The sequence below is a fragment of the Streptosporangiales bacterium genome (assembly GCA_009379955.1).
Taxonomy (GTDB): Bacteria; Actinomycetota; Actinomycetes; order Streptosporangiales; family WHST01; genus WHST01.
The window spans coordinates 1-14,541 of sequence record WHST01000148.1; the positions used below are offsets into that span (position 1 = coordinate 1).

The following is a 14,541-nucleotide window of genomic DNA, read 5'->3' on the forward strand; positions in this document are numbered from 1 at the left end:
ACCACGTGATCGTCGATCAACACGTACAGTGCGGTCAGGAGGGTGTTCAGATCTTTGCTCACACATCGAACATGAACACCCTCCCCCACATCCACGGCCACGACGCGCCCAGGCCCTTCAAGGAATCACTCATCTAGGGCTGCCGACGTTGGGTCTTGTTGAGCTTCCAGCCGGGCAGCCACGCCCACCAGACGTAGCCGGCGACCGCGCCGAGGGACAGCAGTAGCACGACGGCCTTGACCGCGGACGGGGAGCTGAGGAACCAGAAGCCCACGATCACCGCGACCAGCGCCGCCGCTCCGGCGACCGCGAGGCCGCACCCGCCGGCCCGGTCGAGCGTGCGGATGTGGCGGTCCTTCGCCCACCGCACCTGGCCCTCGAGACCGGCGACGTAGTGCAGCACCTCGGGGTCGGCCGTGACCTGTCGCGCGCGGAACAGCAGGCGTTCCATCGCGTCGACCTCCTCGGCGGAGGTGATGCGGAAACCCTCCTGCGTGCGCTCGCGCGGCACGTGCTCGGCCGTGCGCGCCAGGCAGCCGGCGAGCACCAGCCCGACGCCGACGTTGTCGCCGGCGCGCTCGTAGAGGTCCTCGAGCGCGGGCAGTGCGCGTTCCGGCCGGTCGCCCTGCGCGACGACGCCCGCCATGGCGAGCCGGGGCTCGTCCGCCCCCGGGTCGAGCTTCGTGGCGACCTCGTAGCAGCGCAGCGCGTCGTCGAGCTGGCCGAGCTCCTCGTGGACGCGGCCCTGGTCGAAGTAGTACTCGGGGTTGCGCGGCTCCAGGTCGGCGGCGCGGCGGGCGTCGCCCAGCGCGTCGCGGTGGTTGCCCATGCCCATGTTGGCGCGGGCGAGCAGGTTCCAGGCCTCGGCGGAACGCCCGTCGGCGTTGCGCGCCTCGCGCGCCGCGTACAGCGCGGACGCGTGGTCGCCCTGGTCGAGGTACGCGCGCGCCTGGGTGAGCCAGTCGCCCGCGGGTGATCCCGCAGGCGTGCGGGGCGCCGCCAGTGGCGGGGTCGCCGGCTGCTGCCGCGGTGGGACGCCGGGGTCGGGGAGACCGGCCAGGTGGGCGGCGCGCCGCTCGTCGTCGAGCAGGACGTCGCGCGCCTCCGCGAGCAGGCGCAGCCGGCGTTCCGCCTCCTGCCGGCGACCGAGGTCGGGGTTGGTGGTGCGCTTCTGCCAGGTGCGGATCTCCTGCTTGATCCTCGCGTCGATCGCCACCACCGGGGCGTCGCGGGGCAGGTCGAGCGCCGTGAAGTAGTCCTCCACCCGTGCGCCTCCCACTGCCGTCCCCTCGCGAGAGACGCAGTCTAGTCGCGCCGCCGCACCCGGACCGCCCACGCCCGCGCGTCACCCCCGTACCCGCTGGGGTCCCCGGTCGGGGTCCACGTCCCTGCTGGGGTCCCCGGTGGGGGTCCCCACCCTTGCCGGGGACCCCAGTGAGGGTTGGGGCGCCGCCGGGAGGGGTGGCGGTCCCGGCGGCGGGCTTAGGGTCTTCGGCGAGGTCTGGAACGGCGACGACAGGAGCGGGACGTGACGGCCGACGGAGGACGCGGAGCGCCGCGGTTGACCGAGATGTCGTGGCCGCAGGTGCGGGCCGTACTCGACGCGGGCATGCGCACCGCCCTGTTCGCCGTCGGGTCGACCGAGCAACATGGTCCGCACCTGCCGCTGCAGACCGACGCGCTCCTCGGCGAGGCGATCGTCACCGCGCTGGCGCCGCGGCTGCCCGGCACCGTGCTCGCGCCGACGATCCCCGTCGGCGTCTCCCCGCACCATATGGCGTTCCCCGGCACCGTCACGCTCGATGTCGCGACGTTCCAGGGCGTGGTCGAGCGTTGCGTCGAGAGCCTCGCGGTCCACGGCTTCACCACGGTGCTCGTCGTGCCGAGCCACGGCGGCAACTTCGCGCCGCTGCGGGAGCTGGAGGAGCGCACCGGCGGCACGATCGGCGGCGCGCGCTTCGTCCCGTACACCGACCTGCTGGAGTTCGTCGGGGTGCTCGAGGCGGTCGGCCAGGACGACGGCATCCCGCCGGAGGTCAGCGGGTCGCACGCGGGTGAGTCGGAGACGTCCCTCGTCCTCGCCCTGCGGCCCGACCTCGTCGACATGGACGCCGCGGTCGCGGGGTTCGACCGCCGGCTCGACGACGCGACCGCGGCCCGGCTCTTCGCGCACGGCACCGACGCGCTGTCGCCCGTGGGCGTGCTCGGCGACGCCCGCCCGGCCACGGCGGAGCGGGGACACCGCTACCTCGAGGCACTCGTCGGCCTCCTGCAGCGGTTCTTCGAGGACGCCCTCCGCGGCTGAACCCTGCGGCCGGGACCGTCCGTCACCTTCGCCACCCACCGTCGCAGTTCGGGTACACCGTGGGATGACCGACGGTCGGCGGTCCATTGTCGTGAGCACCGCCGGACGACAGGTAGGTGGTGCCGGTGCCGCCGCGCGCCCACGCTTCGTGTCCCTCGACGTGCCCGTCCACCGGCCCTCCGCCCTGCGATCCCGAACGGGAGGGCGCGCTTGCGCTGCTGTTCGGCGCCCACCATCCGCAACTGGTCCGGCTCGCGCTGGTGCGGGGCGCCGACTCCGACGCCGAGGACGTCGTCGCCGACGCGTTCTGCGAGCTGTACCGCCGGTGGTCGGGGGTGCGTGACCGCGGTGCGGCGTACGCGTACCTGCGCGCGACGGTCCGCAACCTGGTCAGGCTGCGGATCCGGCGGCTGCGGGTCGAACGCCGGCGCTCGGCGCGGCACGCGGTCTGGGTGGAGTCGGCCGAGGCGGCCGCGGATGTGGCGCGACGAGCAGCGCCGCGTGGTCGTCGCGCTGCGGCGGCTCGCCCCCAGGCAGCGCGAGGCGATCGTCCTGCGCTACTGGCTCGACCTGCACGAGGCCGACGTCGCCCGCGCCATGGGCATCAGCCGGGGCGCGGTGAAGTCGCACACGTCCCGCGCGATGGCCGCCCTGGCCGAGCATCTGGCGCCGTACTGACTCACTCCTGCGTACGCTTCACCTCACGAACAGGGACTTCACCTCGGCCCCGGGACGAGGTGAAGTCCCTGCTGATCACGTCAACGTGATCAGCAGGGACCGCACTCGGGGGTGTGCGCTCAGGCCAGCGACTTCGAGACCTTCCAGACCGCTGCCACTACGCCGTCGACGTCGTCGGCGTTGTGGAAGAGGTGGGTCGAGATCCGGACCGGGAAGTGCTGCTTGTCCGAGCCGATCACGTCGAAGCCCACGTTCCTGAGCGTGTAGCCGTACTCGTCGCGCACCCGTTCGACGAGGCGCGTCGACTTGGCCTCGTCGGTGATGTCCGCCGGGTTCTGGAACGGGTTGAACGACGTGAGCGCGCAGGTCAGCCGGTCGTCGTCCATCGGTGAGTACAGCGCCTTCACCCCCCACCGCTCGGCGGCCTTGCGCTTGAGCCGGTCGGCGAGCCCGACCACGTACGTCTCGACGCGCTTACGGCCGATGCGCTCCCACACCGTGTACGTCGCGTCGAGCGCGGTCATCGTGGCCAGGCTCCCGTTGCCGACGGAGGTGAGGTAGAGGCCGATGTCGTAGCTCGCCTCGCCAGTCTCCGAGCGCGGCGGCATGCCGCCCTCCTGCGGGTACGAGCTGGAGACGACCGGCCAGAACGCGGGTAGCGGGTTGGGGTTGTGCTCGGGCAGCACCTTGTTGCGGATGTAGATGAGGCCGGTGGCCGCCGGACCGCACTGCCACTTGGCGCAGGAGCCGGCGATGAAGTCGACGCCGAGCGCGCGGTACTCGTACGCCATCATGCCGGGCACGTGCGCGGCGTCGACGACGGAGGTGAGGCCGTGCTCCTGGGCCAGCTCCGCGAGCATCCTGATCGGGAGCATCGTGCCGGTCTTGTACGTCGGCGCGGAGAACAGCATGACCTTGGTGCGTGGCCCGATCGCCTGCCGGAACAGCTCCACATAGTCCTCGGCACGCTGGTCGTTGCCAACCGGCACCGCGACCTTCCTGACGACCACGCCGTGCCGGTTCTGGAGGAGTGCCATCGGGACGAGTCCGCCGCCGTGCTCGTGGTTCGTGGTGAGGATCTCGTCGCCCTCGCGCAGGTCGAGCCCCGCGAGCACCTTCGACAGCCCGTCGCTGGTGTTGTGCGAGAGCGCGACCTCGTCGGGATCGCAGCCGAAGCTGTCGGCCGCGTGCGCGCGCACGTCGTCGAACCCCGAGTACGCCGACACCGCTCCACGCGCGACCTCGCGGTTGGTCTCGTCGTACACCGCGAGGACCTCGCGCGGCGGGGAGCCGACGGTGCCGACGTTCATGAACGTCGAGTCCTTGCTCAACGTGAAGAGCCTGCGCACCCGCCGCCAGTACGCGTCGTCCGCGGCGCGGCCGACGAGCTCGGCCGACGTGCCCGTACGTGGCGGCGCGGCGAGCGCGTTGGTCGGGAAGGCGAGCCCGCCGCCCACGGTGGCGGCTCCCGCGCCGAGCATGCCGAGCAGCCCGCGACGAGACAGCCTGGACGGAGACGCCGGGTAGGTGGCTTCCTCGGACGAGGGCGTGATCTTGTCGTTCACCGGTGGTCCTCTCGAGTGGTAGCCCCCCGGCCAGTACGAACGGCGTCGTTCAGCGAACGGCGATGGCGGAGATCTCGACGTGGACGTCGCGTGGCAGGCGCCCGACCTCGACGGTGGCCCGCGCGGGCGGTGCCTTGGGGAAGAACTCGGCGTAGGCGGCGTTGAAGCGGTCGAAGTCGTCGAGGTCCTGCAGGTAGACCGTGGTGCTCACGACGTGCCGCATGGTCATGCCGTCGGCCTCGACGACGGCACGGACGTTGCGCAGCACCTGGCGGGTCTGCGTCTCGATGTCGGCGTCGGCGAGCACCTCGCCCGTCTCCGGGTCGATCGGCAGCTGACCCGAGACGTACGCGGTACGGCCCGCGCCGATGCCTTGTGAGTAGGGGCCGATGGCGGCGGGGGCCTCCGTGGTCTCGATGACCCGGTGCTTGTAGCGGCCGTGCGCCTCGGCGGGATGGGATCCCGTCAGCACGCCGCTCCCGAGTATCGCCGTGACGGCCACGGCGGCGACGACGGTGAGGGTCCTGCTCCAGGTGGTCCGGTGGGTTCGGGGTTCCATACGCGTCACTCCTCCGGCGGTCAGCTCTGCTGAGGAGTTGCCGGCGGCGGTGTGACGGTTTACGCGGCGTTCAGATTTGTGTCGAGCGTGCGATCACGACGGGGTCCTCGATCAGGCGCGGACGCGGCACCGTCGTCGGGGTGGGACAGGAGCGGTCGGACGTCGGGTCGGCCGTGAGCGACCAGTCGTGGCACGCCTCGTCGACGACGACCGGGTACAGCGTGAGGTCGCCGTTGTCGGCGATGTGCATGCGGACGAAGCCCTTGGTGTCCTCGACGGCCTGGCCAGCGGGCTGCCAGCCGGCGACCAGACCGGAGCGGGCGCTGACCACGTACAGCGCGAACGCCTCACTGCCGAGCACGCCACCGAGGACTGCAGTGGCGGTGATGCACGAGGCGAACACCAGCCAGTCGGGCCAGCCGGTGGGCCAGGGCACAGCGACGTACGCCGTCATGAGCAGCAGCGAGACGGCGGCCTGCAGGAGCACCGCGATGACCGTGGTCGACGGCGTCGACCAGGTGCGTCGGCGGACGAGGCCGATCAGCCAGGGCAGCAGCGCCGCGATCGCGACGGCGGTGAACGCCTCGGCGTCGAACCGCAGTGCCGTGACGATGCCGGCCGACCGGACGGCGTCGGTCGGCGGTCGGGCCTGGGTGAGCCCGAACACGAAGGTCGCCACGAGGTAGAGCCCGACCTGCAGGCCCGCCGCCAGCCGGGCGAAGCCGGGGTTGCGTCGCGGCAGCCAGTACGGCGACCACGGCAGCGCCAGTCGCTTGCGGGCGGCGCGCGAGGTCGAGGCGTCGGGACACGTGGTGGGCGCCCGGTCGAACGTGGTCGGTGGGTCCTTGTGGTACATGTGCGCGTCGGGTGGCGGGAGCACGAGGGCGTCCGGCAGGTCGTGGGTCGAGGCGAGGTACGCGCCGCCGAGGCCGCACGTCACGAACTGTTGCCGCCGCGGGCCGGCTTCGTCCGGGAGGCGTTCGGCGTAGCGGGCGTAATGGTGCTTGTCGCCGGTGATCCACAGCCGGACCGACGCGCCCGTCTCCTCGCGCTCGTCGGTGCCCTCGACGCGGCGGGTCCTGATGTACTGCCTGTCGAACCAGTGCAGCGCGTTGAATGCGTCGACGTCCGTCCACGCGGTCTCGACCCACGTCGGCGTCGCCGAGCACACGATGACGCCGTCACCCCGCTCCAGCTTGCTCGTGACGTGCTCCTCGAAGTACGCGAGCTGCGGGCCGTCGATGTAGGTGCCGAGCTGGGTGTCGACGCCGAGCAGCCACCACCGTGCGGGCAGCTGCACGGCGAAGTAGCTGCGGGTCTGTCCCGTCCGCCAGCCGCCGATCGGGCGGCCCTGCCCGAACACGCGCAGGAACGTCGTGAGCCCGTCGTACCAGTCGTGGTTGCCCGGCAGCGCGACCATCAGCGGGGCGTCGTCGGCACGGGGCAGTGCCGCGCGGTACGGGCCCTTCATCCGGTTCTCGTACCCGGACGCCGACGGCGTCGGGTACACCTCGTCGCCGCCGAGCACCAGCAGCGAGCCGCGCGGGAGCGTGTGCTCCTCGGTGCCGGCGACGCCGAGGGACTCGCGGCTCAGCATCCAGGCGACGGTGTACGTGCTGTCGAAGCCGTCACCGATGTCGGCGGCGAAGTCGACCCACGCCTCCGTCGCCCGCTCGGGATCGCGCAGTGGCGCGCGCAGCGGAATGCTGTCGAGGGCCGCCTGGACCTCGCGCCGGTCGTCGTAGTCGGCGAGCAGCCCGGAGAGGCCGACCTTGACGCCCGTCCGCAGCAGCTCGCCGGGGGACAGCCACCGCACCGACGGCTGCGGCACGAAACCGAGGTCGTCGGAGTGTCGGCGCAGCTCGTCGAGGTTCACAGTGCCCCAGCATGCCGTACGGCGACGGCATGGCTCGCTAGAACAGGCCCAGGGCGACGGCGCCGACGACGAGGATGACCAGCGCGACGGCGCCGAGGATGACGAGGGTCTTGAGGGTGCGATTCCCCGATCCCTTGTCGTCCTGCCCGTCGCGCGCCATGTAGGCCTTGAACTGCTGCGTGCTCGCCGCTGGGTCCTCGTCGGTATGAGCCATGGGCGGCACCATAGCCCATGACGGGTGCGGGAACAGCCCAGCGGACACGGCGTGTGACCAGGGTGCTCCGCTCTCAGGAGCGCTCGCGGAGGTAGGCGGCAGCCCGTTCGCGCAGGCGCTCGTGCATGCCGTCGTACGCCTGCGCGCCGCCGAGCACCGTCTTGGGGAGCTTGGCGACCATCGTGTAGTTCGGGTCGACGACGTTGCCCGCGGGAGCGAGACCGGCCTGGCTGACCAGCTGGTACGCGTCGAGCTCGTGGAGCCCGAGCAGTGTCCCCGTCCAGCCGGTGAGGTCGTGCTGACTCACCCGGAACGCGTCCTCGAGCGGCCGTACCGACCCGGTCGACATGAGGTGGTCGTCGCTCTCCAGGCGCGGCCAGGCAGGAGCGCCGCCGCGGAGCAGGTCGACGACGACCGTCGTGCGCATGGCCGCCTCGACACCCGTGCCGCAGACCTCGCCTTCGCCCTGCCGGCAGTGCCCGTCGCCGATGGCGAGGAGGCCGCCGTCGACGTTGACGCCGAGGTACACCGTCGTGCCCGCCCGCAGCTCGGGGGTGTCCATGTTGCCGCCGTGCGCGCCCGGCGTGATGCTCATCAGCACCTCACCCGCCGCCGGTGCGACGCCGACCGTGCCGTGCATGGGGTCGAGCGGCAGCTCGACCTCGTGTTCGCTGTGCCTGGCGTGGAACCGGCAGGTGCCGCGCTCGCGGTCGACGTCGTAGCGCCAGACGAGCTCGTCGAGTGGCGGGTGGAGCATCGCCGTCGCGTGCGTGGTGGTCAGCGCGCCGAAGTGCGGGAAGGTGGACGACACGGCCCAGTCACGCGCCGGCGTGATCTCGGCGAAGTGCACGGCGAGGACGTCGCCGGGGCGTGCGCCCTCCACATGGATCGGACCGGTCACCGGGTTGAGGTAGGGGAACTCGCAGACCCGGCTCGGCAGGTCGTCGACCGTGCGGACCCGGCCACCGAAGCAGTCCTCGGTCGCCAGCTCGACGACCGTTCCCGGACGCACCCGGAGCAGCGGCTCATGACCGCCGAACGAGTACACCAGCTGGTCGGGCGTGGGCTCCAGCGTGACGACCTCGAGGTCACTCACCATCGTTCGCCTCTCCTGCCGAGACACCGGCGATCCGCGGCCGGCGACCGGCCAGGACCAGGCCGACGAGTATGACGCAGCCGACGCCGAGCCACGCGAAACCGAGCGTCTGCGCGGCCACCCTCGCGTTGACGACGACGTAGACGAGGATGCCGAAGCCGATCACCGGTGCGACCAGGTGCGGCCACCAGCGCCTGCTGCCGTTGCGGACGACGTGGTGGACGACCACGGACACGTGCAGGACCAGGAAGGCCGTCATCGCACCGAAGTTGACCAGCGAGCTGAGCAGCGTGATGCCGTCGTCGCGCAGGGACATCCCGATGCCGAGGACGAGCGACGCGGCCGCGACGATGAGCGTGGCGTTGACCGGCACGCGCCGCTTCGGGTGCACGCGGGAGAGGAAGCGCGGCAGCTGCCGGTCCCGCGCCATCGCGTACAGCAGACGCGACGTGGCGGCCTGCGCGACGAGGGAGTTGGCGAAGCCCCAGGCGATCGCGGTCGCCAGCGCCGTCAGCCCCTTGAGCCACGCGCCGCCCGCGACGCCGGCGGCGTCGTAGAACGCCGTGCCGTTCGGGTCTCCCGCCTCGATCAGCTCGGCGGGGTTCGGCACCAGCAGTGCCGCCACCCAGGTCTGGGCGATGAACAGCGCGCCGGCCAGGAGCAGCGCGGCGACCATGGCGCGGCCGAGCGCGCGCGCCTTCTCCTTGTTCTCCTCCGCGAGCGTCGAGATCGCGTCGAACCCGAGGAAGCTCAGCACGGCGACCGACACCGCGCCGAAGACGACACCCCAGGAGAACGTCGACGGGTTGAAGAACGGGCTGAGACCGGAGCTGCTGGCCTTGCCCTGGGCCAGCGCGACGACGCCGATGACCAGGAACAGAGCGAGCACGATCAGCTCGGCGACGAGCATCACCTTGGTGACGCGGGCGGTCATCTCGATGCCGAGGTAGTTGACCGCGGTGTTGAGCACGACGAACGCCACGAGCCAGAGCCACACGGGTACGACGGGGACGATCGAGCTCATCGCGACGCTGGCGACGAGGTAGAGCAGGCCGGGCACCAGCACGTAGTCGAGCAGGATCATCCAACCGGCGAGGAACCCGACGGGCGCGCCGATGCCACGTCCCGCGTACGTGTAGACCGAGCCCGCCATCGGGAACGACCGTGCCATCTGGGCGTACGAGTTGGCGGTGAACATCATCGCGAGCATCCCGATCGCGTACGCGAGTGCGACCATGCCGCCCGATGCCTGGAAGACGCCGCCGAAGATGCCGAAGGGCGCGATCGGCACCATGAAGACGAGGCCGTAGACGAGCAGGTCGGTGAAGGTCAGCGACCGCTTCAGCTCTTGCGTGTAGCCGTAGTTCTCGACCCGTTCGGCTGCCGGGATCTGTTCGCTCACCGGCTCAGCTTAGGCGCGATGATTCCATCTGGAAATATTCTGTCCGGGAGAATCCGCCGCTCTCTCAGAAGCTCGCGACGACGGAGAGGTCGAAGCCGTCCGCCCTGGCCAGGTGCACGCGTCGTGGCGGCGGGCCGAGCGGCGCGGCCGCCCACGCCCGCCTGACCTGCCGGTCGGTCGTGCCGGACAGCAGCCGGCCGGCGACGCGTGTGACGTCGGCCACCCGGGTCGCGCCCGCGGCACCGAGCGCCGCCGTCAGGTGCAGTCCGTCGTAGCACCCCTCGGCGTACGCGCCCACGACCGGTGCCTGCGCGCCGAACCGGGCGCGATGCCGCTCGTGCAGCGCGACCTGCCGCTCGTCGCGCATGGTGGCGAACGACCGCATGGTCGCGTACAGCTCTCCGCTCTCGTCGCCGCCCGCGGCCAGCAGCCCGTTCTCCTCCAGCGCGCCGGAGAGGCGGACGACGGTGTCGCCCATGCCGGCGTGCCTGAACGTCCGGTTGAACACGACCAGGTCGCGTCCGACGAGGCTGAGCAGCAGAGCGTCGGCACGGTGCCGGCGGAGTGCGTCGATCAGCGGACCGGGGTCGACCTGCCCCAGCGGCACGAGGCGTTCCAGCACGACGTCGGCACCCGCGTCGCGGAGCAGCCGCCGCGCCGCGCCGTGCATCGCGCGCGGCCAGATGTAGTCGTTGCCGACGAGCGCCCAGCGGCGGGCCCTGCGGTGCGCGGTGAGCCATCGGACGGGGGGAGCCAGCTGCTCGGTGGGCGACTCGCCCATCAGCACGACGCCCGCGCGTCGCGCCCCACCCTCGTGCGGCGGCGTGAACACGTACGGCGCGCGACCGGCGACGGCGTGCTCGACCGCGCGGTGGACGTCGCTCGCGTGCACGCCGGCGAGCACCTCCACCAGGCCCGCGTCGAGGAGTGTGCCGGTCTCCCGCGCGACCTCGGCGGGGGCGCGGCCGGCGTCGACCAGGACCAGCTCGAGCGGCCGCCCGCCGACACCGCCCGCGGCGTTGACCTCCTCGGTGGCGAGCACGGCGCAGTCGATGGCTGCCGGTCCGACGAGTCCGAGCGTGCCGGACACGGGGACGAGAAGGCCGACCCGTAAGGCGTGCCGGTCGGGACCGCCGACGAGCAGCTCGGCGGGATCGCGCAACGCCTCCTCGGCCACCACCGGTCGAGTATGCTCGCCGAAACTGCGGCGGCCAAGGGTGAATGGCGGGGTTGCGGTGGCGGCGAGGACAGTCGGCAGGCCGCTCGTCGACGCGCTGACGTTTGCTCAGCGCAGGCTCGGTCGCGGCCTCGCCAGCGCGCTGTCCGACGAGGGAGCGACCGTCGACCAGTGGCGCCTCCTCCGGGTGCTCGGCGACGGGCAGGGGCATCCGATGGGTGAGCTCGCGACCCTCGTCCACGTCCCGCACGCCACGCTGACCCGCATCGTCGACGGGCTCGTCGACTCCGCGCTCGTCTACCGCCGCCAGTCCGTCGCTGACCGGCGACGGGTCGACGTCTTCTTGTCCACCCGCGGACGTACGAGGCTGCGCAGGCTCGAGGCGATCGTGGCGGCGCACGAGGACGCGGTGGCCGAGGCGGTCGGCCGCGACCGGCTGGACGCGCTGCGCGCCGCGCTCGCCGTCCTCGACGACTAGGGTGTGTCTCCAAACGACTGTCCGGGCTACGTGACGCCCAGGACGGCCACTGGCGGCGTTGTCGGAGCTCGCAAGTACGTCCAGTACGAGCTCGTCCTCCGCCACCGCCATTGACCGCCCTGGACGCCGCTCGCCTCGAACGCCGTTTGGAGACACACCCTAGGAGGAGCCGCCTCGGGGTGCCCTTCACCTGCCGGCCGATGTGGTCTATCGTCGACGGCATCTCGAACACGTCTTCGATATATGAGAATCCTTGTGGAGACGAGATGATCCTGCGCTGGCACGAGACCGACCGACAGACGCTGGGCGCGGTGCTGCCCGACGCGCTCGTCGTCCAGCCGGTCGGCGCGACGGAGCAGCACGGGCCGCACCTGCCGACGGGCACCGACGCCCTCATCGTCGGGTCGGTCGCCGAGGCCGCGGTCGAGCGTGCCGGCGGCCGGAGCGCGCGCACGCTCGTCCTCGCCCCCACCCTCCCGTTCGGCTCGTCCGACCACCACTTCGCGTACGGCGCGACGCTGTCGTTCACCCCGGAGACGATGACCGCCGCGCTCGTCGACCTGGCCAGGTCGGTGGCCGCCGGCGGGGGACGTCGCATGGTCCTCGTCAACGGCCACGGCGGCAACCGCGGAGCCTGCCACGCCGCCGCGGCCGCGGCCAGCACCCGGCACGACCTGCCCGTCGCGTACCTCGACTACTGGGACCTGCTGCCGGCCGCCGACGCGGCCGCGGCCAACGCGCCGGGACACGCGGGCAGGTTCGAGACCTCGGTCGTGTCGAGCCTGCGTCCCGACCTGGTCGGCGACCTGCCCGCACGCGACGGTCAGCCCGCAGTGCCGGAGGCCCCCGACGTGTCCGTCTACGCCCAGGCGGTCTGGCTCGGCATCGACGGCTACACCGACAGCCCCGCTGACGCCGACGCCGCGTCGGGGAAGCGCTGGTTCGACGCGCTCGCCGACGCGCTCGCTGACCGCCTGGTGATCCTCGCGGAGGTCCTGTGAAGGTCGCAGTCGTCAGGGCGATCGAGACCGCGCGGGTGAGTCTCGACGCCGACCCGGAGCTCACCGTGCACGGCGCGAAGGGGGCGCACGCCCGCTCGGACTTCCTGCTGGTCCGGGTCGTGGTCGACGACCGCGGGCGCGAGGTCGTCGGCTACGGCGAGGTCAGCGCCACGCCGTTATGGAGCGGGGAGGACGGCGTCACCGCCGACCACCTGATCCGCACGGTGCTGACCCCGGCGCTCCTCGGGGCACCGGTGGCGCCCGTCGGTGCGCTAGAGCGCGCGATGGACCGCGTCCTCGCCGCCAACCCGTTCACCAAGGCCGGTGTCGCCACGGCGCTCTGGGACGCCTGGGCGCGTGTGCTCGACGTGCCGCTGACGGTCGCGCTCGGCGGTCCGTACCGCACCGAGATCCCGATCAAGCTGTCGCTGTCCGGCGACGGCGAGGTGCTCGACACCGCGTACGCCGCCGCCGAGCGAGCAGGGTTCGGCGCGTTCAAGGTGAAGGTCGGCCTGGGTCTCGCCGGTGACGTCGCCAGGGTCGCGCGTGCCCGCGCGCTCGTCGGGCCCGACACGTTCCTCGGCGTCGACGCCAACGGCGGCTGGAGCCGCGCCGAGGCCGCGCGCGCGGTCGCCGGGCTGGCGCCGTACGACGTCGCGTTCGTCGAGCAACCGGTGCCGGCCGACGACCTGGAGGGGCTGGCGGCGGTGCGCGCGGCGGGGGCGACGGTGATCGCCGACGAGGCGGTGTTCGGCATGGCCGACCTCGTCCGGCTCGTCCGCGCGGACGCCGCCGACGTGGTCAGCGTGTACGTCGGCAAGGCCGGCGGGCCGGGGCGGGCGGTCGAGCTGGGCCGCACCGCGGCGGCGTTCGGTGTGCGCTCGCTCCTGGGCTCCAACGGCGAGCTGGGCATCGGCGCCGCGGCGCAGCTGCACGTCGCGTGCGCACTGCCCGACCTGACGACCGAGTTCCCCTCCGACATCATCGGCGCCCACTACTACAGCGAGGACATCCTCGCCGTCCCGCTCGACAGCGACGGCCGGCGCGTACGGCTGGGTGACGCGCCGGGTCTCGGTGTCGTGCCGCGCGACGACGTCGTCGCGCTGTTCGCCCCGTGAGGCAGCTGCTGAGAGGAACCGCATGATCGTCGACGTGCACGCGCACACCCCGACGCACGAGGACACGGTGCCGTCCGCGGACGTGCTCACGTACGACAACTGGCGCACCGACCGCCCCGTCACCACGACGAACTCGTGGGCCGACTATGACGAGGCGATGGCCGCATGCGACGCGTCGATCGTGTTCAACATCGCCGTCGACGACCCGCTCGCGTCGACCGGGCTGAAGTACCGGCCGGAGGACACCAACAGCTCGACGCTCGCGTTCACCAGGGTCGCGCCCGACCGCCGCGTCGGGTTCATGTCGGTCAACCCGCGCTGGCCGGACGCCATCGACGAGATCGAGAGGTGGCGCGACGCGGGTCTCGTCGGGATCAAGCTCGGCCCCAACTACCAGGAGTACGACCCGCTGAGCGAGGAGGCCGTGGCGGTCTACGCGCACGCCGAGCGGGTCGGGCTGCCGATCCTGTTCCACCAGGGCGCCTCGCCGATCAGACACGCGCCGCTGCGCTACACGTACCCGCTGGTCAGCGACGAGATCGCCCTGCGGTTCCCCGAGCTGCGCATCGTCATGGCGCACATGGGGCACCCCTGGGGACGCGAGACCGTCGTCACCATCCGCAAGCACCCGCACGTCTACGCCGACGTCTCATCGATCTACCTGCGGCCGTGGGTCTGCTACGAGTCGCTGCTCGCGGCGACCGAGTGGGGCTGCACCCACAAGCTGCTGCTTGGCTCGGACTTCCCGATCGCCAACACCGGCGAGGCGATCGCGGGCCTGCGTCGGGTCAACGACATCGTCGAGGGCACCCGCATGCCGCGCGTCCCCGACGAGGCGATCGAGGGCATCGTCCACGCCGATGCCCTCGCCGCCCTCGGCCTGGAGGACGCGGTGAAGCGGCAGCCCTGGTAGCGCGCGGGCGGCCGCTCGCCTAGGGATGCGCTGATTTTCTGGTTCGTCCGGGGTGCCGTCTGGCTGGGTGCTGGGGATCGCGGAATGATGAGGTGTGCGCAGCGATCAGGCCAGTTTCACTGATGTCGAGTACGGCAACCGTCGACGGGTCTCCCGCCG

The 14,541-nt window shown here is 72.1% G+C and carries 12 protein-coding genes and 1 pseudogene; 6 read left to right on the forward strand and 7 right to left on the reverse strand.

Annotation, left to right across the window (positions count from 1 at the left end; genetic code table 11):
- Nucleotides 1-133 precede the first annotated feature (133 nt).
- Nucleotides 134-1,264, reverse strand: a complete 1,131-nt coding sequence (locus tag GEV10_28760; protein MQA82406.1) for a tetratricopeptide repeat protein — start codon at nt 1,262-1,264, stop codon at nt 134-136.
- Between the two features lie 306 nt (nt 1,265-1,570).
- Between GEV10_28760 and GEV10_28765 the strand changes: the two genes are divergently transcribed.
- Nucleotides 1,571-2,305 (forward strand): creatininase family protein, encoded by a 735-nt coding sequence (locus tag GEV10_28765; GenBank protein ID MQA82407.1) that lies wholly within the window; start codon nt 1,571-1,573, stop codon nt 2,303-2,305.
- A 116-nt stretch (nt 2,306-2,421) separates the two neighbouring features.
- Nucleotides 2,422-2,983 (forward strand): annotated as a pseudogene (locus GEV10_28770) (sigma-70 family RNA polymerase sigma factor).
- 119 nt (nt 2,984-3,102) lie between these two features.
- On the opposite strand, the gene GEV10_28775 reads toward GEV10_28770, so the two are convergent.
- The 6 genes from GEV10_28775 to GEV10_28800 form a co-directional block, all read right to left on the reverse strand.
- Nucleotides 3,103-4,548, reverse strand: a complete 1,446-nt coding sequence (locus GEV10_28775) for an aminotransferase class V-fold PLP-dependent enzyme (protein MQA82408.1) — start codon at nt 4,546-4,548, stop codon at nt 3,103-3,105.
- Between the two features lie 49 nt (nt 4,549-4,597).
- Nucleotides 4,598-5,107: a RidA family protein gene (locus tag GEV10_28780; protein ID MQA82409.1), complete on the reverse strand. Its 510-nt coding sequence runs from the start codon at nt 5,105-5,107 to the stop codon at nt 4,598-4,600.
- A gap of 70 nt (nt 5,108-5,177) precedes the next feature.
- Nucleotides 5,178-6,983 carry a hypothetical protein gene (locus GEV10_28785; GenBank protein MQA82410.1) on the reverse strand — a complete coding sequence of 602 codons (1,806 nt, stop codon included), beginning with the start codon at nt 6,981-6,983 and terminating at the stop codon, nt 5,178-5,180.
- 287 nt (nt 6,984-7,270) lie between these two features.
- Complete coding sequence (locus GEV10_28790) at nt 7,271-8,296, reverse strand: acetamidase (GenBank protein ID MQA82411.1); 1,026 nt, start codon at nt 8,294-8,296, stop codon at nt 7,271-7,273.
- Nucleotides 8,286-9,587 carry an amino acid permease gene (locus tag GEV10_28795; protein MQA82412.1) on the reverse strand — a complete coding sequence of 434 codons (1,302 nt, stop codon included), beginning with the start codon at nt 9,585-9,587 and terminating at the stop codon, nt 8,286-8,288. Before GEV10_28795 ends, GEV10_28790 begins: the two co-directional genes overlap by 11 nt.
- A gap of 172 nt (nt 9,588-9,759) precedes the next feature.
- Nucleotides 9,760-10,872: an ABC transporter substrate-binding protein gene (locus tag GEV10_28800; protein MQA82413.1), complete on the reverse strand. Its 1,113-nt coding sequence runs from the start codon at nt 10,870-10,872 to the stop codon at nt 9,760-9,762.
- Between GEV10_28800 and GEV10_28805 the strand changes: the two genes are divergently transcribed.
- From GEV10_28805 to GEV10_28820, 4 genes are all read left to right on the forward strand, one after another.
- A complete protein-coding gene (locus GEV10_28805; GenBank protein MQA82414.1) occupies nt 10,748-11,350 on the forward strand; it encodes a MarR family transcriptional regulator in 603 nt (200 codons plus the stop codon). The genes GEV10_28800 and GEV10_28805 overlap by 125 nt on opposite strands.
- Nucleotides 11,351-11,616: 266 nt before the next feature.
- Nucleotides 11,617-12,351, forward strand: coding sequence for a creatininase family protein (locus GEV10_28810; protein ID MQA82415.1), 735 nt, complete (start codon nt 11,617-11,619; stop codon nt 12,349-12,351).
- On the forward strand, nt 12,348-13,469 hold the full coding sequence (locus tag GEV10_28815) for a mandelate racemase (GenBank protein MQA82416.1): 1,122 nt from the start codon (nt 12,348-12,350) through the stop codon (nt 13,467-13,469). Before GEV10_28810 ends, GEV10_28815 begins: the two co-directional genes overlap by 4 nt.
- A gap of 22 nt (nt 13,470-13,491) precedes the next feature.
- Nucleotides 13,492-14,382 carry an amidohydrolase family protein gene (locus GEV10_28820; GenBank protein MQA82417.1) on the forward strand — a complete coding sequence of 297 codons (891 nt, stop codon included), beginning with the start codon at nt 13,492-13,494 and terminating at the stop codon, nt 14,380-14,382.
- The last annotated feature ends 159 nt before the right edge of the window (nt 14,383-14,541 follow it).

Coding starts and splice junctions, on each gene's coding strand:
- GEV10_28780 (MQA82409.1), bottom strand. CDS start 5,107: ATGGAACCCCGAACCCACCGGACCACCTGGAGCAGGACCCTCACCGTC.
- GEV10_28820 (MQA82417.1), top strand. CDS start 13,492: ATGATCGTCGACGTGCACGCGCACACCCCGACGCACGAGGACACGGTG.
- GEV10_28795 (MQA82412.1), bottom strand. CDS start 9,587: ATGGTGCCGATCGCGCCCTTCGGCATCTTCGGCGGCGTCTTCCAGGCA.
- GEV10_28765 (MQA82407.1), top strand. CDS start 1,571: ATGTCGTGGCCGCAGGTGCGGGCCGTACTCGACGCGGGCATGCGCACC.
- GEV10_28810 (MQA82415.1), top strand. CDS start 11,617: ATGATCCTGCGCTGGCACGAGACCGACCGACAGACGCTGGGCGCGGTG.
- GEV10_28790 (MQA82411.1), bottom strand. CDS start 8,296: ATGGTGAGTGACCTCGAGGTCGTCACGCTGGAGCCCACGCCCGACCAG.
- GEV10_28805 (MQA82414.1), top strand. CDS start 10,748: ATGGCTGCCGGTCCGACGAGTCCGAGCGTGCCGGACACGGGGACGAGA.